The organism is Hoeflea sp. BAL378, from assembly GCF_000759435.1.
Lineage (GTDB): Bacteria > Pseudomonadota > Alphaproteobacteria > Rhizobiales > Rhizobiaceae > Hoeflea.
The window spans coordinates 21,105-40,499 of the sequence record NZ_JRJG01000038.1; the positions used below are offsets into that span (position 1 = coordinate 21,105).

15 protein-coding genes are annotated in these 19,395 nt (G+C 65.0%); 11 read left to right on the top strand and 4 right to left on the bottom strand.

Translation table 11 applies throughout. From position 1 onward, the window contains the following. Positions 1–4 precede the first annotated feature (4 nt). The 7 genes from LL06_RS10120 to LL06_RS10150 are packed head-to-tail and all read left to right on the top strand — an operon-like array spanning position 5 to position 7,795. Positions 5–1,513 carry a sugar ABC transporter ATP-binding protein gene (locus LL06_RS10120; protein ID WP_035526109.1) on the top strand — a complete coding sequence of 503 codons (1,509 nt, stop codon included), beginning with the start codon at positions 5–7 and terminating at the stop codon, positions 1,511–1,513. Then, positions 1,513–2,490 carry an ABC transporter permease gene (locus LL06_RS10125; protein ID WP_035525727.1) on the top strand — a complete coding sequence of 326 codons (978 nt, stop codon included), beginning with the start codon at positions 1,513–1,515 and terminating at the stop codon, positions 2,488–2,490. The genes LL06_RS10120 and LL06_RS10125 overlap by 1 nt, the downstream gene beginning before the upstream one ends. Beyond that, complete coding sequence (locus LL06_RS10130; RefSeq protein WP_052161386.1) at positions 2,487–3,455, top strand: ABC transporter permease; 969 nt, start codon at positions 2,487–2,489, stop codon at positions 3,453–3,455. Before LL06_RS10125 ends, LL06_RS10130 begins: the two co-directional genes overlap by 4 nt. Further along, positions 3,452–4,480, top strand: a complete 1,029-nt coding sequence (locus tag LL06_RS10135; RefSeq protein WP_035525729.1) for a LacI family DNA-binding transcriptional regulator — start codon at positions 3,452–3,454, stop codon at positions 4,478–4,480. The genes LL06_RS10130 and LL06_RS10135 overlap by 4 nt, the downstream gene beginning before the upstream one ends. Before the next feature lie 17 nt (positions 4,481–4,497). Beyond that, complete coding sequence (locus tag LL06_RS10140; RefSeq protein WP_035526116.1) at positions 4,498–5,751, top strand: Gfo/Idh/MocA family oxidoreductase; 1,254 nt, start codon at positions 4,498–4,500, stop codon at positions 5,749–5,751. A gap of 32 nt (positions 5,752–5,783) precedes the next feature. After that, a complete protein-coding gene (locus LL06_RS10145; RefSeq protein ID WP_052161387.1) occupies positions 5,784–6,821 on the top strand; it encodes an SIS domain-containing protein in 1,038 nt (345 codons plus the stop codon). After that, positions 6,818–7,795 carry a glucokinase gene (locus LL06_RS10150; RefSeq protein ID WP_052161388.1) on the top strand — a complete coding sequence of 326 codons (978 nt, stop codon included), beginning with the start codon at positions 6,818–6,820 and terminating at the stop codon, positions 7,793–7,795. The genes LL06_RS10145 and LL06_RS10150 overlap by 4 nt, the downstream gene beginning before the upstream one ends. Positions 7,796–7,815: 20 nt before the next feature. Here the strand turns inward: LL06_RS10150 and LL06_RS10155 are convergent, their stop codons facing one another. The 3 genes from LL06_RS10155 to LL06_RS10165 form a co-directional block, all read right to left on the bottom strand. Next, a complete protein-coding gene (locus LL06_RS10155; RefSeq protein ID WP_035525732.1) occupies positions 7,816–9,864 on the bottom strand; it encodes an NADH:flavin oxidoreductase in 2,049 nt (682 codons plus the stop codon). A 266-nt stretch (positions 9,865–10,130) separates the two neighbouring features. Next, complete coding sequence (locus tag LL06_RS10160) at positions 10,131–11,084, bottom strand: LysR substrate-binding domain-containing protein (protein WP_035525734.1); 954 nt, start codon at positions 11,082–11,084, stop codon at positions 10,131–10,133. 148 nt (positions 11,085–11,232) lie between these two features. After that, complete coding sequence (locus LL06_RS10165) at positions 11,233–12,117, bottom strand: LysR family transcriptional regulator (RefSeq protein WP_035525736.1); 885 nt, start codon at positions 12,115–12,117, stop codon at positions 11,233–11,235. Positions 12,118–12,546: 429 nt separating this feature from the next. On the opposite strand from LL06_RS10165, the gene LL06_RS10170 reads away from it, so the two are divergent. Genes LL06_RS10170 through LL06_RS10185 form a run of 4 tightly spaced genes read left to right on the top strand, consistent with a single transcriptional unit; the run spans position 12,547 to position 18,282 of the window. Next, complete coding sequence (locus tag LL06_RS10170; protein ID WP_035525738.1) at positions 12,547–14,598, top strand: hydantoinase/oxoprolinase family protein; 2,052 nt, start codon at positions 12,547–12,549, stop codon at positions 14,596–14,598. Positions 14,599–14,603: 5 nt separating this feature from the next. After that, positions 14,604–16,589 carry a hydantoinase B/oxoprolinase family protein gene (locus LL06_RS10175; protein WP_035525740.1) on the top strand — a complete coding sequence of 662 codons (1,986 nt, stop codon included), beginning with the start codon at positions 14,604–14,606 and terminating at the stop codon, positions 16,587–16,589. Then, the gene (locus LL06_RS10180) at positions 16,586–16,918 is read left to right on the top strand and encodes a (2Fe-2S)-binding protein (protein WP_244447094.1); all 333 of its coding nucleotides are present in this window, start codon (positions 16,586–16,588) and stop codon (positions 16,916–16,918) included. Before LL06_RS10175 ends, LL06_RS10180 begins: the two co-directional genes overlap by 4 nt. Continuing rightward, on the top strand, positions 16,915–18,282 hold the full coding sequence (locus tag LL06_RS10185; protein ID WP_035525742.1) for an FAD/NAD(P)-binding oxidoreductase: 1,368 nt from the start codon (positions 16,915–16,917) through the stop codon (positions 18,280–18,282). Before LL06_RS10180 ends, LL06_RS10185 begins: the two co-directional genes overlap by 4 nt. 89 nt (positions 18,283–18,371) lie before the next feature. Here the strand turns inward: LL06_RS10185 and LL06_RS10190 are convergent, their stop codons facing one another. Then, positions 18,372–19,010: a helix-turn-helix transcriptional regulator gene (locus tag LL06_RS10190; RefSeq protein ID WP_035525743.1), complete on the bottom strand. Its 639-nt coding sequence runs from the start codon at positions 19,008–19,010 to the stop codon at positions 18,372–18,374. Between the last annotated feature and the right edge of the window lie 385 nt (positions 19,011–19,395).

Sequence of the window (19,395 nt, forward strand, 5' to 3'; positions counted from 1 at the left end):
TGTCATGCCGAGACTTCGTCTTGAGGGTGTGTGCAAGCGCTATGGAGCGACCGTCGCCCTGGGCCGCGGCGATCTGAGCCTCATGCCGGGGGAAGTGCACGTCCTGATGGGATCCAACGGATCCGGCAAGAGCACGCTCAGCAAGATCATTGCCGGCAGCGTGCGTCCCGACGAGGGGGTGATCGAGTGCGACGGCTCGATCGTCACCATCCCGAGCCCGCGGGCCGCGAGGGATCTCGGCATCGCCGTGTTTTACCAGGAATTGAGTCTGGCTGCGCATCGCAGCGTGGTCGAGAATATCTGCTTGCCCGGACTGGGCCACGCCAGGGGCCTGTTCCGCAACCGCGCCGAGATGACGGCCGCCGCGGAACCCTTCATCGAACCGTTCGAAAGTGTTCTCGGCGAAGGCTTCGGGCTCGACGTGCCGGTCGGGCGTCTGCGCGCGGATCAGCGTCAGCTTGTCGAAATCATGAAGACGCTCGCCGCCAGGCCGGACATCCTCATTTTCGATGAGCCGACATCGGCGCTGGATCGTGCGCAGGTCGAGTGTTTCATGGCGGTGTTGCGCAAGCTCAAGGCCGACGGCAAGAGCATCATTTTCATCTCGCACCGCATGGACGAGATCTTCGAGATCGGCGACCGGGTGACGATCATCCGCGACGGGGAAACGGTCCGCACGTCGGTTCTTGCCGACACGACGATGGAAGAGATCCTGCGCACCATGACGGGCGAGGAAGCGACCGGACCCGCGGCGCCCGCCGTTTCCGCTGCGGTGAAGACGCCCCAACGCCCGACGGTAAAGCTCAAGGTGTCAAATCTCGTGGCGCCCGGCGTGAACAATGTCTCCTTCGAGGTGGCGGCAGGCGAAATCCTGGGCTTCGGCGGTCTGCACGGCCAGGGGCAATCCGCCGCGCTGCGCGCGCTTTTCGGCGCGGCACAATCCCGGTCCGGTGACATCGAGGTCGGAACGACCAGATTGACGGGCAATTCCCCGCGCGCCTCCATTCGCAACGGCCTTGCCTATGTGTCCGGGGATCGCGCCCGCGACGGCGTGATCGAGGGACGGTCGATCCTCGAAAACACCGTGCCCATCTACGCTCTGAAGAACCACCTCTTCGTCGCCTCGCCCCGGTCGCTCGGAGCCAAGGCGCAACAGGCGCTCGAGCAGTTGCAGACCAAGTATCAGACCCTGTTCCACCCGATCAACTCGCTGTCGGGGGGCAACCAGCAAAAGGTGGTTGTCTCGCGCTGGCTGATGGCCCCGCCCGAGGTCATGCTGCTGGACGACCCGACCAAGGGGATCGATATTGCTTCGAAAGCAGAGCTGTTCCGGGTGCTGCGGGAGCTCGCCGCCGCAGGCATGGCGATCTTGCTCTATTCCTCGGAGGATGCCGAATTGCTGGAGAATTCCGATCGCGTGCTGGTGTTCAACAATGGCCGCACCGTGCGTGAACTCGTGGGCGACGAGCGCACGCGCTACCATCTCTACCACGCTGCCTACGAGGCCGCGTGATGAGCCTGCCCTCCCACGCCATGCCCCACCAGCGTTCGGTGTTCGAGCGCTTTCCGTTTATCCCGGCGCTGGGGATCCTGGCGGTCCTGTTGCTTCTCAACGGAATTGCCGAGCCCAACAGCATGTCCTTTGGCGCCATCACGGGGCTCACCAAGACCTATCTGGCCCTGATGTTCCTCGCCGTGGCGCAGTCCCTGGTCGTCTTCTCGTCGGACATTGACCTGTCGGTGGGCGCGATCCTGTCTCTGGTCAATGTCGTGGTCGTCGTCCTGATCGAGCGGCTCGGCGGCGGCGCCGATGCGGTGCTGCTGTCCTGCCTGGTCGGGGTCCTGGTCGGCACACTCGCCGGCGTCTTCAACGGCTTCGTGGTCGTCGGGCTGCGGCTGCAGCCGATCGTGGCCACTTTCGCGACCGGGATCGTGTTCACGGGCCTTGCCCTGTGGGTGCTGCCGGTCGCCGGCATGCCGGTGCCGCAATCGTTCTGGCGCACCTATGGCGGCAGGATCTGCGACATTCCCTTCGTGTTCTACGTCGTTGCCGCCCTGGGACTGCTGATTTGGCTCACGGTCAGGACCAAATACATCATCCAGTTGATGGCGGTCGGCGACAACCGGCTCGCCGCCTACCAGAGCGGCCTGCCGGTCACGCGCATCCGCATCAAGGCCTTTGCGCTGTGCGGCATGCTGTCGGCGGTGGCCGCGCTCTGCATCATCGGCGACACCGCAAGCGGCGACCCGGTGGTGGGCAACGCCATGACGCTCTACAGCGTCGCCGCCGTGGTGCTGGGCGGCACGGCGCTTTCGGGCGGCTCGGGCTCCATGCTCGGGTCGGCCATCGGCGCGCTGATCATCGGCCTGATCAACTCCTTCGTCTTCTTTGCCGGCGTGTCGTCGGAATGGCAGAATTTCGCCCAGGGCGTCGCGGTGCTTGTCGCGCTCATGGCGGGCGTCCTGATTACAAGGAGGATCAGCAAATGAGCGGGCTGTCCACCTCGATCGCCGATCTGGCCAGGACCCCGCTGGTGGTTGCGCTGGGCCTGATCCTTGCTCTGCTCGTGCTCGGCGAACTCCTGTCTCCCGGCTTTGCCTCCGCCTCCCAGATCATGCGTCTGCTGATCGTGGCCTCGATCCTCGGCGTGGTCGCGGCCGGGCAGAACCTGGTCATTCTCGGCGGCCGCGAGGGGATCGATCTCTCTGTCGGCGGCGTGGTGTCGCTGAGCGCGGTGATCGCCGGCAACATGATGCAGGGAAGCGACGCGGGCATCATTCCCGCGATCCTCGCCTGCCTGGCGACGGGCGCCTTTTTCGGGCTGCTCAACGGCCTCGGCGTCACGCTGCTGCGCATTCCGCCGCTGATCATGACGCTCGGCATGCTCGGCGTCCTGCAAGGGTTGCTTGTGGTGGTGCGCAGCGGCATTCCCTCGGGCCTTGCCGCCCCGGGTCTGGCCCGTTTCGTGACCCAGCCCTTCCTGTTCGGCGTGCCCGGGATGATCTGGCTCTGGGGCGCAATCGGCGTGCTCATGGCGCTGCTGCTCCGGCGGACGCTGTTCGGCTACCGCGTCTATGCGATCGGCTCGAACGAGACCGCCGCCCGGATGGCGGGTGTGCCGGCCGACCTGATCCGCGTCAGCCTGTTCGTCTTCTCGGGCATGTTCGCGGCCGTCGCAGGCTTCTGCATCATTGGCTATTCCGGCTCGTCGTTCTCCAATGTCGGGGCGCAGTACATGCTGGCCTCCATCATTGCCGTGGTTCTGGGCGGCACGCCGCTCTCGGGCGGCAAGGGCGGCTACACCGGCACCATGGCCGGCGCGGTTCTGCTGATCCTTCTGCAGAGCATTCTCACCACCTTGAACATCGAGGAGGCTGGCCGCCAGTTCGCCTTCGGCGCGACCTTGCTCGTGCTGATGCTCTTTTACGGTCGCGGCAAGGCCCTGAGAGGATGAGCGCGCCGGTGCGACCCAATCTCAAGGACATTGCGCAACGGGCCGGGGTCTCGACCTCCACGGTGTCGCGTGCCCTGAGCGGGTCGAGCCTGATCGCCGAAGCGACGGTGGACCGGATCCGGGCTCTCGCCGATGAATACGGCTATCGCCCGAATGTCAGGGCGCGCAATTTCCGCACCCAGAAGACCATGGCGGTGCTGATCGTCGTCCGCGACATCGGCAACCCGTTCTACCTGGAGGTTTTCAAGGGCGTCGAGCGCGTCGCCCGGCAGGCCGGCTATTCGGTGCTGATGGCGAATACCGAGAACGACAAGGAACGCGAAGTCGCCTATTTCGAGATGCTCAGCGACGGTCTCGCGGACGGCATGATCCTGATGACCGGCGCGGTTCCCAAATCCGTCCGCGATCACAGGCCCGGCCACGACAACGTGGTCGTGGCGCTGGAAATGGTCGAAGACTTCAACGTGCCGCAGATCCTGATCGACAACGAGGCGGCGGCGGTCACGGCGGTCGAGCACCTGATCGGGCTCGGCCACACCCGCATCGCCCATATCGCCGGGCCGATCCCCGAGGGCATGAGCATCCGCAGGCAGAAGGGATACTGCCTCGCCATGCAGGCAGCCGGACTTGAAATCCCTGCGGGCTACCTGTGCCGGGGCGATTTCACCCTGCAGAGCGGAGAGCGGTGCGCCCGGGCCCTGCTCAACGCCGAGCCCCGGCCTACCGCGATCTTTGTGGCCAATGACGAAATGGCATTCGGCGTGATCCGCCAGGCGTATCAACTGGGCCTGAGCGTGCCGGCGGACCTGTCCGTCATCGGCTTCGACAATATCGCCTTCAGCGAAGCGTTCCTGCCTTCCCTGACCACCATCAGCCAGCCGCGTCTCGATATCGGCGAGCGCGCCATGTCGGTTCTGCTCGATCTGATGAACGACAAGACTCCTCCCGCCGATCCCACCATCCTGCCGACCCAGCTTATGGTTCGCGAAACGACAGCGGCGCCCCATCCCGCCGCGCAAGATTGAAGAAAGAGATCCTGATCGTGAGTACTCCCGCAAGACAGACCCTCCGTATCGGCATTATCGGAACCGGGTTCATCGCCGAGTTCCACCTGCGCTCCATGGTGGGCGTACGGAATGTGAGCGTGGCCGGCGTCTACAGCCGCAATGCGCAGAACCGGGAACGCTGTTCGAAACTCGCCACCGATCTCGAGCTCGGGCCCTGCAAGCCCTTCGAGACGCTGGAGGCCATGCTGCAGGACGACACGATCGATGCAGTCTGGATCCTGTCGCCCAACCACACCCGGCTCGACATCATGCGCACCATCCACGCCGAGGTGACGGCGAAGCGCTCCAGGGTGTTCGCGGTTGCCTGCGAGAAGCCGCTGGCGCGGACCATTGCGGAAGCGCGGGAAATGCTCGAGCTGGCGGAATCGGCCGGCCTCAATCACGGCTATCTCGAAAACCAGGTGTTCTGCACGCCGGTGCTGCGCGGCAAGGAGATCATCTGGCGGCGCGCGGCCTCGGTGACCGGCCGCCCCTATCTCGCGCGGGCGGCGGAAGAGCATTCCGGACCGCATGCGCCCTGGTTCTGGCAGGGCGACAAGCAGGGCGGCGGTGTTCTGTCGGACATGATGTGCCACAGTGTCGAGGTGGCCCGGCATCTGCTGACCGAGCCCGGCGCCAAGCGCAAATCGCTTCGCGTCAAATCCGTCAACGGCACCGTCGCCAACCTCAAATGGACGCGGCCGAAATATGCGGAGCAACTGGCGGAGCGTTATGGCAAGGCCGTCGACTACCGCAACCGGCCGTCCGAGGATTTCGCCCGCGGGACGATCCTGCTCGAGGACGAAGAAGGCAATGAACTGGTGATCGAATCGACCACCTCCTGGGCCTATGTCGGCGCCGGCCTCAGGATCCAGCTCGAACTGCTCGGGCCGGAATATTCGATGGAGTTCAATTCGCTCTCCACCGGGCTCAAGGTGTTCATGTCGCGCGAGGTCACGGGCGCGGAAGGAGAGGACCTGGTCGAGAAGCAGAATGCCGAACAGGGGTTAATGCCGGTCCTCGAGGACGAGGCGGGCATCTACGGCTATACCGACGAGAACCGGCACATGACCGAATGCTTCCGCAAGGGCGAGACGCCGGCCGAAACCTTCCATGACGGCTTGGCCGTCGTGGAGATCCTGATCGGTCTCTATCGGTCGGCCGAAATCGGACAGACCGTGCATTTCCCCGCGACCGATCTCGATGACTATGTCCCCCTGGTCGCCCGTCGCCAGAGTCCGCAGGACTGACTTCCGTCCGCCCAACAACAGGCCCCGATCTGATGACCATCATGCCCGGCCCGACCCGGATGAAGTCGGAAATCCTGTCCGTCCCCCAAGTCGTTGCGGGACAGATGGATGCATCGCTCGACGCCTATCTGGCGTTTGGGAACCGGCTGGCGTCGCTCGATCCCAACCTGGTCGTCACCTGCGCGCGCGGCAGTTCCGACCATGCGGCCACCTACTTCAAGTATCTGGTGGAAATCTGTCTCGGCGTGCCGGTCGCCTCGATCGGGCCTTCGGTATCGTCGGTCTACCGCACCCGCTGGAAACTTGAGGGGACGCCGGTCATCGCCATATCCCAATCCGGCGGCAGCGATGACCTGAGGCTGTTCATGGAGGCCGCGACACGGTCAGGCGCCATCAGCGTGTCGCTGACGAACGACGTGGCATCTCCGCTCGCAAGGGCGACAGATACGGTGCTCGACATGTCGGCGGGTCCGGAATTGGCGGTAGCGGCGACGAAGACCTACATCGCCTCCCTGGTGGCGCTGGCTGCGATCATGGCCGGCTGGTCGAGGGACCCTTCGATGACCGAGGCGCTCAGGGCGCTGCCCGATGACCTCGACAGGGCGCTGACCTGCGACTGGTCGGCCGCGCTGGAAAGGTTCCGAAATCCCGGCAGCGTGTTCGTGACCGCGCGCGGGCCGGGGCTCGGCATCGCCAACGAAGCCGCTCTCAAGTTCAAGGAAACCTGCCTGATCCGGGCGGAGGCTTTCAGCGCCGCGGAAATGATCCATGGGCCCTTGGCGCTGTCCGGACCATCGCTGACGGCGCTTGCCTTCCTGACGGATGACGGCGGTCGGGAGGGCATCGAGGGCGGGGTGGCGCGGTTGCGCGAAACCGGGTCGACGGTGTTCACGGTGGACAATGAAAAGACCGGGGCGCATGTTCTGCCGAGCGTGAAGACCGGGCACCGGCTCCTGGATCCGATCGCCCAGATCCTGAGCTTCTACCTGTTCGTCGAAGAGTTGGCCGTCAGCCTGGGCCTCAACCCCGATGCCCCGCAGCATCTCAACAAGGTGACAGTGACACGATGATCATACGCGTCTGCGATCTGGGCGGAACCCACTGCCGCATCGGTCAATATGTCGACGGGCGCCTCGATGCGGCCTCGGTCGCCCGCTTCCGCAATGCCGATCATGCCTCCTTTGCGGCGCTGATGACGCATTATCATGCCAGCGCCGGCGTGGCGCCCGCGGACAGGCTGGTCATCGCGCTCGCCGCGCCGGTCACGGGCGATGTCGTCGCCCTGACCAACCTCGACTGGACCATCGACCGGCAGGAGATCAGCCGGGCGGTGGGTGTGCCGGAGGTTTTCCTGATCAACGATTTCGAGGCCCTGGGCCACGCGTTGTCCTCCCCGCAGGCACTGCAGTCGGAAAGCCTGCAGGAGGGAACCCGAACTGCCAAGGGCACGCGGCTCATTCTGGGGGCGGGGACCGGTTTCAACTGCGCGGCGCGCCTGACCGACGGTTCGGTCGCGATCTGCGAGGCCGGGCATTCGACCTTCGTGGCGGAGACGGAACTCGATCGCGCTCTTCAGGCGCGGATCTCGCAGAAGCACGGCCGCTGCTCGAACGACCGGGTGCTGTCGGGCTCAGGCCTGGCTGAAATCTACCTGACTTTGTGCGAGCTGGAGGGCCGCACGCCGCGTTACGCGACCAGCCAGCAGATCGTTCCGGCGGCTCTCGCACAGGAGGATGACCTTGCCGTGCGCGCCTGCGAGGAGTTTGTCCGCATGCTGGGCCGCGCTGCGGGCGATCTGGCGCTGGTGTTCCTGGCGAACGGCGGTGTCTATGTCACCGGCGGCATGGCGCACGCGCTGCAGGGCTTCATGGTCGGCTCCGAAAGCCGTTTCCTGCAGGCTTTCAAGGCGAAGGGGCGCATGACCGAGAACATGGAGACAATCCCGGTTCATCTTGTGCTGGATGACAACGCCGCCCTGCTGGGGTGCCATGAATTTCAAGCGTCCATGTCACGGGCGGTGCCGGTGGCGGACCACCGAGGATAACGAGCCGACCTGCGGCCGCCTCAAAGCCGGGAACAGAGCCTGTAGCCCTCATAGATGGCGGAATAGACGTCGCGGCTGGCGACTGCATCGCCGATCCGGTGCAGAATGAAGCCGCCGCCGGGTTTCCTGTCTTCGATCTCCAGTGTCTGTCCGATCATGGAGCGGATATCGGTCACGCCCTGGTTCCTGGACCGGTCCCTGAGATCGGTGTAGAGCGTGTCCACCGGCACGGTGCCGTTCTCGATGATGATCTGTTGCGCGAGATGGGTGCTCTCCCGATCGGTGAGCTCATTTCTGAACGTCGCGAGCATGCCATTGCCCTGCCGGACGACTTTGATCAGCCTGACCTGAACCTTGGTTTCGATCTCCAGCTCCGCGACGTGCTTTCGAAACCCTGTCTTGTCCTGATAGGTCATCTCGACGGCGAGGGCTTCATCCGGCGTGGCGATGGTGACCTTCATGCCCTTGCGCGCGAGATCAAGCGCACAGGAAGGCGCGGCCTGCCGGCCGGTTCCGTCATAGACGAGGATGTCCTGCTTTCCCGGCACCAGCCCGGACAGCAGATCCCAGACCGTATCGCACAATTCGGCCCCCTCCAGCCATTCCGTGTCGGGGATGCCGCCGGTCCCCACGATGACCGCGTCAGGGCTCTCGGCAAGAACAGCGGCGCTGTCGGCATAAATGTTGGTGCGGACATCAACGCCAAGGCGGGCAAGCTCGCGCTCGCGCCACTCGACAATGCCGATCAGGTCCCGGCGGTCCGAAGCGGCCGCGGCAATCAACACTTGTCCGCCAAGCTTCTGCGCAGCTTCGAGCAAAATGACGGCATGCCCGCGCTCCGCGGACACGCGCGCTGCCTCGAGGCCGCCGGGACCTCCGCCGATGACGACCACCTTCTTGCGGGTTTCGGCAGGTTCAACGACATGCGGCCAGACCGTTTCATGGGCGGTGGACGGATTGTGGATGCAGTGGACCTTCTTGTACAGGCAATAGGACGCCCCCACGCAGGGCCGGATCCGGTCTTCCTCTCCCCGTTCAATCTTGCTGACGAGATGCGGATCGGCGATGTGGGCCCGGGTCATGCCGACCAGATCGACGACATTCTCCCGAATGGCGTGCCTGGCGGTGGCCACATCGCGGATTCCGCCCGCATGAATCAGCGGAAGCTTCGTGCAGGCCCTGAAATTGGCGACTTCGGCGAGATAGGGCGCGTTTTTTTGAAACAGTCCCGGCATGTTGTGCTCGGACAGGGCCAGATCCGTGTCCATGCGGCCGTAAATAGTGTCGAAATAGTCGAGCGTGCCTTCGCTCTGAAGGAGCTCGGCGGTCTTCACAGCCTCCTCAAATGACAGCCCGCCTTCGGTCGCCTCGTTGATGACGAACCGGATGCCGACCACGGCCCGGTCGCCGACCGCCCTGCGGATCGCCTCGTGAACCATGATCCCGAAACGGGCGCGGTTTTCCGTGGAGCCGCCGAAGGCATCGCTGCGACGATTGGTGAGCGGGGAGAGGAACTGGCCAATGAGGTGACCGCCGGTGACCGTCTGGACGCCATCAAGACCACCTTCCATGGCCCGGGCGGCGGCCTCGGCATAGTCCCTGATCACGCGCTCGATGTCGGCCAGGTCCATCTCCTTGGGGAAATTGCGGTTTCGGGTTTCACGCACCCGCGACGGCGCCAGTGCGGGCAACCAGTTGCCGCCGAAGGCCGTCGCCCGTCTGCCGAGGTGGGACACCTGGGTCATCACCGCCGCTCCGTGGCGATGGATGCGCTCCGAAAGCTGTTGCAGATGCGGAATGATCCGGTCGTTCGACAGGTCCAGTTGCCCGCCACCCCAGCTCGAATCGACAGAGGTCATCGCGGAGCCGCCGATCATCGTCATGGCGACCCCGCCTTTGGCCTTTTCCTCATGGTAGCTTTGATACCGCTCCAGAGGCAGGCCGTGGTCGTCGAGCATCGACGCATGGCTGGTGCTGACGATGCGGTTTTTCAGTACAAGCTGCTTCAGGCGGAAAGGCTGCAGAAGCGGATCGGTTTTCGCAGCGAGGTTCGGCACAGGGTCGGTCATCGGGTTTCCAAGGAAAACGAGAGGGCTAAGTCGAACATCGGGCACACCCACCCTAGGCAGGGGGGAGACGCGGCGTTCAGCCAGCTTCCGCGAAATCCGCGCAGATCCAAAGGCCGAATAAATCTTGGAGGGGTATGCGCCAGGCGAATACCCCTGGCGACCACGGATCGCTCGCCGGCGCCTGCACCGGGCGTGATGGGCATGTCGGCGGGAAGCCGGTCAGAAACCGAAACGAAGCCAAGTGCCTGAACCAAGGACGGACCGCTTCAGCGGTCCGGCGATAGCTCCGACAGAAAGCCGGAGAGTTCGGCGATATCGGTGCTCATTTCATGGACCAACCAGTTGCGAATGTCGTCCACGATCGGCCTTGGAGACTGGGATTTCAGCCGGACGAGCTGATGCACCTTGCCCGTCCTTGTCATGCGATCGGCCACGGGCACAAGCGTGCCCTTGAGCAGGTGCCGTGCAATCACGCTGATCCAGCCCAGCGCAATGCCCTCACCGGCAAGAGCGGCCTGGAGCACCACCGCATAGTCGGAGAACTCCAGCCATACGCCTTTCATGGCGTTTCGATTGGCCAGGCCGCCGCAGAGCGCCCGCCAGTGCTGCTGATCGTGATCAGTGAGGTGAAGAAACGTATGACCGGTCCCGTCGCTGGCCGGATCAAGCGGTCCGAATTTCTCCAGATAGGCCGGGCTGCAGACAGGAACGATGATCTCCGGGGCGAAATCCCATCGAAGAAAACGGGTATCCTCGACCGGAAGGATGCGGGTCGCGAGATCGGTATTGTCAGGCACGCCGCGCAAGAGGCCGGCAACGAGATCAAAGCGAAGATCGACCTTCGGGAAGGCCTTCTGGAAATCCTGCAGCTTCGGAACCATCCAGTGCAGGACGAAGGAGCTGGAGAATGAAAGCGTCACGCTCGGGCGCATCACCTTGTTGCGCTCCTGAAGATCGAGCACCTTGTTCTCGATCCGGTCAAGACTGTCGCCGACAACCGCGTGGAGTTCCCGCCCGTCGTCCGTAAGGGTCAATCCGCCCGGCGAGCGCTCGAACAGGATGATGCCGAGGCTCGCCTCCAGCTCTGCGATGCCGCGGCTTACCGATGGCTGCGTGAGGTTGAACTCCCGCGCTGCCGCCGAAAAGCTGCCGGCGCGGGCCGCGGCGTCAAAGATGAGCAGCTTTCGGCTGGACGACAATAAGCGGGAGATACGCACCATACGGTCAGCGTATACCGCTCCGGGTCTTTTTCAAGCTCCTTGCTTCCATGCTTTTTGAACGTTGGTCGCCGAGACAGTCTCCCCAGTTTCGGGAAAACGAACAGCAGTCAGGTCCATGACCTGTCGCAGCGTCTCGCATAGGAAACGCCTATAGATATTCCGATGCGGTCTTCCGGATACAATCGACCATGGCCTTTTCCGCCCGGGACAGCGCGGTGTTGCGCAGCGTCAGGAGCGACACCGGCAATTGCGGCGAATCGATCAAAGGGCGTTGCTGGATGCCTGGGAACATCACCCGGGGCAGAAGCTCGTCAACGACCGCCACCCCCAGTCCGGCCCGGACGAAAGCCGCCGCCGGAAGCGATGAATCGATTTCGATGTCGGGCCTGAATCCGGCGCCCGCGCGCCGTGCCGCCGCCACCAGCTCGTCATAAGGGCGGGTGCGACTGCGGTAGGAGATTACCTGCTCGTTCTGCAGGTCGACAAAGTTCACGGCCTCGCGGGCGCACAGCGGATGCGCCTCGGGCAGCAGGCAGCGGAATGAAATTTCGCCGATCCCCTCAACCTCGATATCGGGGGGCAGTGCATTGTCCAGCGCCACAGCCAGCGCGGCGTCACCGGAGCGCAGCATTTCGATCATCGATGCCAGGGGGGCAATATAGGTCCGGAGCAGGACTTCCGGATACTGCGCCCGGTAGGCCGCAAGGGCCTGGGGCAACAGGGCCATGCCCGCAGGCGCGCCGGCGGCGATGCGAACCAGCCCGGTGCGGCCCAGCCGCAGGTCGGCGGTCTTGCGCCGCATCCCCTCCAGCCCCGCGAACAGGCGTTCGGCTTCGGGGTAGAGTTCCAGCGCCTCGGGCGTGGGGTGCAGCCGTCCCTTCTCCCGGTGGAACAGTTGAAAACCCAGTTCGTCCTCTGTGTGGATCAGGATCTGGCTCAAGGCCGGCTGCGAGGTGTGCAGCAGCCGCGCGGCGCCGGTGATGGTGCCCGCACGCATGACGGCCGTAAAGACTTCCAACTGCCGCGCCCGCATCAATCTGCCCCCATAGGTCCTGCTTATATCTTACAGCGATTTCGGCGTTTGATTCAATCTGGGCATGCCACTTTGGTAAACCGGCTTAGAAGGGCGGCGGCGGGCATGGCCGTGATCATTCTCGGTGGGGGTCTCATGGGCGTCGCCTGGGTAGTCTTCCTGGCTCGGCGCGTGCGCCACCTTTCCCACCTGCCGTCGACGCGTCGCTCCCCGGACTCTTGGAGCCAGGCCGAGAGACCTGCCTGACCGCGGTGGGGAGTTGCGTGCCAGCGGCCATCTGCGGCTGGCAGAGGTCGTCTGCAAGCGGTTCCGAAGCACCTGTTCTAAAAGTCTATAAGCATTCCTTATGCAGGATGCCGCGATGCGACTTGGACATCGGAGCCGCTTTTTGATGGGGTCACCGGGACACATTGGAAAAGGTTTTAGCTCATGAACAGCAGCGCTCCGCTGGCAGACTGGAAGATCGGCGTCGATATCGGCGGCACCTTCATGGATTTCTGCGCCCTTGAGACCCGGACGGGGCAGATCGCCTCGCTGAAGGTCTTGACCACCCCGGACAATCCGGGCGCGGAACTGCTTGTCGGATTGGACCTGCTCCGGGAGCGCGAAGGGTTGGACCCGACGGCGATCAGCCGCTTCGTGCACGGGACCACGGTCGGGATCAACACCATCCTGCAACGCGCCGGCGCGCCGCTCGCGCTGATTACCAATGCAGGCTTCGAGGATGTGATCGAACTGGCCCGCCTGGGGATGCCGGAGATGTATTCGCTGTTCTGTCACCGGCCGGAGCCGCTGATCGCGCGGGACAGGATTTTCGGCATTCCGGTCAGAATGCGCGCGGACGGAAGCGAAGTGATCGCCCCGGACGCAGCGGCGGTTCGCCAGGCCGTGGCCAAGGCGCGTCAATCCGGCGCCGAAGGCATCATCATCGCATTCCTGCACAGTTGGCGCGACGGCCGGCACGAGGCCACGGTCAAGGCCATGATCGAGGCCGAGGCGCCGGATCTGTTCGTGTTCACGTCGTCCGATGTCTGGCCGGTGATCCGCGAATACGAACGCACGTCGACCGCGATCCTGAACGGCTATGTCCATCCGCGCGTTTCCGGCTATATCGCCGCTTTGGAGAACCAGTTGGCCGCGCGCGGCGTGCCCGCGCGGGCGCTGCTGACCAAGTCCAACGGCGGCCTGATGACCGCCAGCGAGGGACGCCGCAACTGCGTCTCGATGCTCCTGTCGGGGACCGCCTCGGGCGTGATCGGCGCTGCCTGGCTCGCACGCCAGGCGGGCGAGCAACGCATCCTTACCCTCGACATCGGCGGCACCTCTTCGGATTTCGCGCTGATCGTCGACGGTGGCGTGCAATACGGAAGCGATGCGCTGATCGGGGAATTCCCGCTGCACATTCCTTCGGTCTCTGTCAGTTCCATCGGCATCGGCGGCGGATCGATCGCCACGGTGGACAGCCACGGACTTCTTCGCGTCGGTCCGGAATCGGCCGGTTCGCTTCCCGGCCCGGCGGCCTATGGGCGGGGCGGCACGCAGGCGACGGTGACCGACGCCATGGTCGTCTGCGGCTGGCTCGGTCATTCGGACATGGCCTACGGCCAGTTGAAGATCGATGCCGCGCTGGCGCGCAAGGCTGTCGGCGCATTGGCGGACAGGCTTGGCCAGACCGCGGAAGAGGCCGCGCAGGCCATTCTGGACGTCGCGGTGTCGGAAATGTTCGTCGAGGTGGAGAAACTCTCCTCGCGCGAAGGCGTCGATTTGCGGGATTTCGCCTTGATGCCCTTCGGCGGCGGCGGGCCGATGCTCGCCGCGTTCCTCGCGCGCGAACTCAAGATGACCCGCGTGCTGGCGCCGCGCCGCCCCGGGGTGGTTTCAGCGCTCGGCGGACTGGTTGCGGACATGCGCGGTGACTTCATCCGCACCATCTTCACCGAACTCGACGCAGAGGTATCCGGACAGCTTGGCATCGCCTTCCGCGAACTGGCGGAAGAGGGACATGAATGGCTAAAGGCACAAGGCTATTCCGGGGTCGCCGATCTCAAGCTGACGGCCGACATGCGGTATGCCGGACAGAGCTACGAGATCGAGACGGTACTCGATCCCGACTGGCTGAAGGAGCCCGCCCGCATCGCGGACGCGTTTCACGCCAACCACCGGCTGATCTACGACTACGACGATCCGGAGGGCCGGGTCGAGATGATCAATCTGCGGCTTTCGGCGATAGGGGCTGGGCCGAAGCCGAACTTCCCCGAAGAGGGCGAAGCCCCGTCGGAGGCCCGTCCGACGCGGCACGTTCCGGTCTATATTGGCGGAGTTCGCGACGTGCCGCTTTACGATCGGATCCAGCTCTCGGGGGGCGCCACCTTCGACGGGCCGGCGATCATTGCCCAGGAGGACACGACGTTCATTGTTCCGGAGGGCGCGCAGGCCCGGGTGGATCGCCACCTCAACATCCATCTCAATTTGGCAAAGTGATCCCGATGTACGACAAGATGACGCTCCAGGTTTTGGCAAACCACGCCCGCGCTGCTGCCGAGAACATGGCTCTGGCGCTGCACCGCACGGCGCATTCAGCCTTCGTCAAGGAGACCCAGGATTTCACGGTCATGCTCATGGACGTGGCCGGTGACACATTTGCCGTGCCGATGGACTTGGGCGCAACATGGTATCCCGGCCTGACCTATGGCCGCGCCATTGACATGGTGCAGGACTACCGCCCGGGCGACGTGGCTTTCACCAATGATCCCTATGCCTGCTTCGTGGCGACCCATACGCCGGACACGCATCTGTGGAAGCCGGTGTTCTACGAAGACGAGATCGTCGCCTGGACCGGCGGCCACATCCATAACACCGACATGGGCGGGGCGGTGGCGGCTTCGCTGTCGCGCTCCCTGACCGAGATATACCAGGAGGGCATCCGTTTCCCGCCGATGAAGCTGGTGCGCGAAGGCGTGTTTGACGACATGATATTGCGCATCATGGAAACCAATGTGCGCAAGCCGTCGCTCAACATCGGCGACATCAAGGCGCTGGTCGGCGCCCTGAACACCGGCGAGCGCAAGGTCCACGCCATGCTGGAGCGGTTTGGCAAGAAGGGGTTCCTGTCCGGCGTTGCCGCGCTCAAGGACCAGTCGGAGGCGCAGGCCCGCGAAATCCTGCGGGGCATCCCGGATGGCGACTATGTCTTCGCCGACTACGCGGATGAGGACAGTGATTTTGCCAATCCCTGCCGGCTGAAGCTTACCCTGCGCATTCGCGGGGACGAGGCGGTGCTCGATTTCACCGGCTCCGACCCGCAGCTCGGCTCTTCTCTCAACGTGCCCTCGGGGGGCGACCCGCGGCACACGGTGCTGATGGTGGGCGTCTACTACGTGCTCTACACGCTCAATCCCCGCCTCTTGCTGAACACGGGGTTGACGAGGCCCTTCACCTGTATCGCGCCCGAAGGCACGGTGCTGAACCCGGTGTCGCCGGCGGCAGTGGGGATGCGGTCGCTCACCTGCGCGCGGCTGCGTTCGGTCATTTTCGGGGCGTTCTCCCAGGCGATTCCCGACCGGATGCCGGCGGCGCCTGCGGGCAACAACTGCATCATCAACGTCAAGAGCCATGACGAGCGCACGGGGATGGCGATCATCGCGGCAGTGAACCCGGTGGTGGGAGGCGGCGGCGGAATGCCCAGCCGCGACGGCACCAACGGTTCGGGCGCCGATGCCGCCTATCTCAAGAACACGCCGATCGAGATCACCGAGACCGAGGTGCCGGTGGAATTCCTGAAATACGGTCTGGCGCAGGATTCAGGCGGACCCGGCCGCTGGCGCGGCGGGCTGGCAACCGACATGGCTTTCCGCGTCTTCGCTCCCGACACGCGGATCACCGCGCGCAACCGCGACCGCTCCCGCTTCCGCCCCTGGGGCGTGCTCGGCGGACGCGCCGCGGGCCTGTCCGACATGGTGGTCAATCCCGGCACGGCCGACGAACGGCGGCTCGGCAGCATCGACACGGCGATATTGCAGCCGGGGGACGTGCTTGAGGTCCGCTCGGCCGGCGGCGGCGGACGCGGTGACCCGATGCTGCGCGAGCCCTGGCGGGTGGCGAAGGACGTGGCGCGGGGCTATGTCTCGGAACCGGCGGCACGAAGCGAGTATGGCGTGGTGCTGACAGGCGGAGAGGTGGACGAGCAGGCAACCGCCGCGTTGCGGTCCAAAGCGATCCCGCACAAGGGGCATTTTCACTTCGGCCCGGAGCGAAACGCCTATGAGACGCAATGGAATGATGCCGCCTATGACCTGTTGACCACCTTGCTGGCGGCGCTGCCGATCCACTGGCGGTTCTTCGTCAAGACCGAGATCTTCCGCCGGATGCCCGGTCGGGCAGGCGCCGAAGGCGTTCGCGCCGCCTTTGAAGAAACCTGCGCGCGCTTTCCGGACCTGCCGCGCCCCGCGGCATTGGCTGCGGCGGCCGAGTGAGCACGGTGGCTTCCTCGGCTGAACAGGGTCGGCTGATCCGCCTCGCCGAGGGCAATCGGGCGCCGCTGAATTTCCATCTCGACGGCGTCGAGCGGCAGGCAATGCAGGGCGATAGCGTCCTGACCGCCGTGCTGCTGTCCGCCGGCAGCCTGCGGAGCGCCGAATTCGGTGGCGAGCGGCGCGCGGGCTTCTGCCTGATGGGAGCCTGCCAGGATTGTTGGATGTGGCAGGAGGACGGGCCGCGTCTTCGCGCCTGTTCCACCCCTGTCAGAGAAGGGATGCGTCTGCTGACGGATCCGCCGAAAACCTGGCCGGGTGACCTGTCATGACCCGGGTGATGATCGTCGGCGCCGGACCGGCGGGGATTCGCGCCGCCGCTGAAATCGCCGGAGCCGGGCTCCGCCCTGTGGTTGTCGACGAAGGCGCTCGCGCCGGAGGGCAGATCTACCGCCGTCCGCCGCAGGAGTTCTCGCGCCCCGCGAAGGTGCTCTACGGCAGTGAAGCAGGCAAGGCGGTTGCGCTGCACGGGCTGTTCGATGCGCTTGTCGCGGAGGGCCGCGTCGACTATTTGCCAAACCGCACGGTCGTGGGCCTTTCGGATGGCATCGCGCATCTGGTAGGGCCTGAGGCCGGGGAAAGTTCCGCCTTCGACCGGCTGATCCTGGCCACCGGCGCGATGGACAGGGTAGCCCCGGTGCCGGGCTGGCAAGCGGCAGGTGTCTATACGCTGGGCGCGGCGCAGATCGCGCTGAAGGCGCAGGGCGTCGGGCTGGGGCGGCGGATCGTGCTGGCGGGCTCCGGACCGCTTCTGACCCTGGTCGCGGCGCAGCTCCTGAAGGCCGGTTCCGACGTGGTGGCCGTGCTGGACACCGCGCCCCTGGCGTCGCAGCTCCGTGGCGGAGTGAAGATGGCGCTGGCGCGGCCGGCAGTCACCGCGCGCGGCATGTTGCTTCGCGCCCGGCTCGGGTCACGCTACCGCGCGGGCGTGAGGCTGGATCGGATCGGGATCGGCCCGAACGGTCCCGAAGCGCTGCATTGGCGCGATGCGTCCGGACGCAGCCATTCCACCCCATGCGATGCCGTCGCGCTCGGCTGGCACCTGCGGGCCGAGACGGCGCTGGCCGATCTTGCCGGGGTTGCTTTCGACTGGTCCGAGACATGGGCGCAATGGCTGCCGCGCACCGATGGCGAGGGCCGGGCTGGCACGGGCCTGTATCTTGCCGGAGACGGGCAGTGCATCCTTGGCGCAGACGGCGCCGAGCTTGCCGGGCGAGTCGCGGCTCGGGCCTGCCTCGCCGATCTCGGCCTGCCCGCCGACCCTGCCGCACAATCGCGGGACCTCAAGCGTCTGGGCAGGATGCGCCGCTTTGCCGAAGGCATCGCCCTGGCCTTTCCCTGGCCGGCGCAGATGGTGCGCGGTCTGCCTGACGACACCGTGCTCTGCCGCTGCGAGGGCGTGACAGCCGGCGAGCTGCGCGCCACGGTGCCATTCTCGGGCGCCGAGGCGAACCGCGTCAAATCGCTGGGTCGCGTCGGAATGGGGCGCTGCCAGGGGCGCTATTGCCAACTTGCCGGCGCCGAACTGATCGCCGCGGCTGCGGGGCTCGGTCCCGCCGAGGTCGGGCGGCTGCGGGCACAGCCACCGGTGCGTCCGGCCCCGGTCGCCGCCCTTGTCCGCCGCGGCGACGACTGAGGCTTCGTCCGATCCGGCCGGATGCCGGTGTCGCGCGGCGGTTGGAAACGGGCGGAGGCAGGGCGGACTACCCTCAAGACCGCAGGCCGTCAGTCCCGCGCATCGACGTAGATAGTGGACCGGGAGACGCCCAGATAGGCGCTCACCGTGTCGACCGCGCGCCGCATGTCCATGAAGCCTGCAGCTTTCAGATCCTTGACGAGAGCCTTGCGCTCGTCGGCTTTCAAGGAGCGCGGCGTCTTGGAGCGGCGCGCGGCATACTGCTCGATGGCGTCGTGCAGCGCCTCCACATTCGCCGGGCTCAGGGATTCCATGGGCGGCCCCTGGACATCGACCTTGGTGAATTCGGTGATGGCGCTCTGGACAGTGTTGAACAGCGTGAGATCGAGATTGAGACAAAGCGCGGCAACGTATTCGCCGCCAATGCCGCGAATTCCGATCGAGGTGCTCTTGGCCCGGCGGCCGTCGCGAAACGCATTCGCATAATTGGCAATCACCTGCGGAAAGTCCCGATCCCGTATGCGCGCCAGGCCCAGCTCGGTCGCGGGATCGCCAATTTTGCGTTCGGACAGGTTGTTGTAGATCGCCATGATCGCATTCCTGGGATGTGTCAGGTCGTGCACCACAACTTCGCAAAACGGCGAGAGAGTTTCGGCCAGTCCCCTGGCGATATGGTCGAGTTGTTCGAGCAAGGCATGGTCGCCCTGTTGGGACCGCGTCGTCTTCATTTCAATTCCCTCCGCTGGCTGGCAGCTTGTACCGATCGGACCTGGGCTACGTCATCTTGTTCTGAAAACAGGCCCAGATTCACTATAAAAAACTGTCCGGTACAAGCTCTGTTAACGGTTACGGGGCCGCCAGGAAAGCCGGAATTGGACAATTAGTCCAGATCTGCACATTTTGTCTTGAATATGGCGTTGACCCGGATTAGCAATGGTTTCGGCCATAGCTCCATTGATAACGACAGCGGCTCCGGCCGGATCGTGAGGGAAGCCATGCAGCGTTCGTTCGGGCGCCTGCATGCTTCGGACTCCTTGCCATCCGGTCACGTCGCGGCCGTGTGTGTGGGAAGGTCATGCAGGAGCAATTCTGCGCACTCGCCGTGGCGTGTCG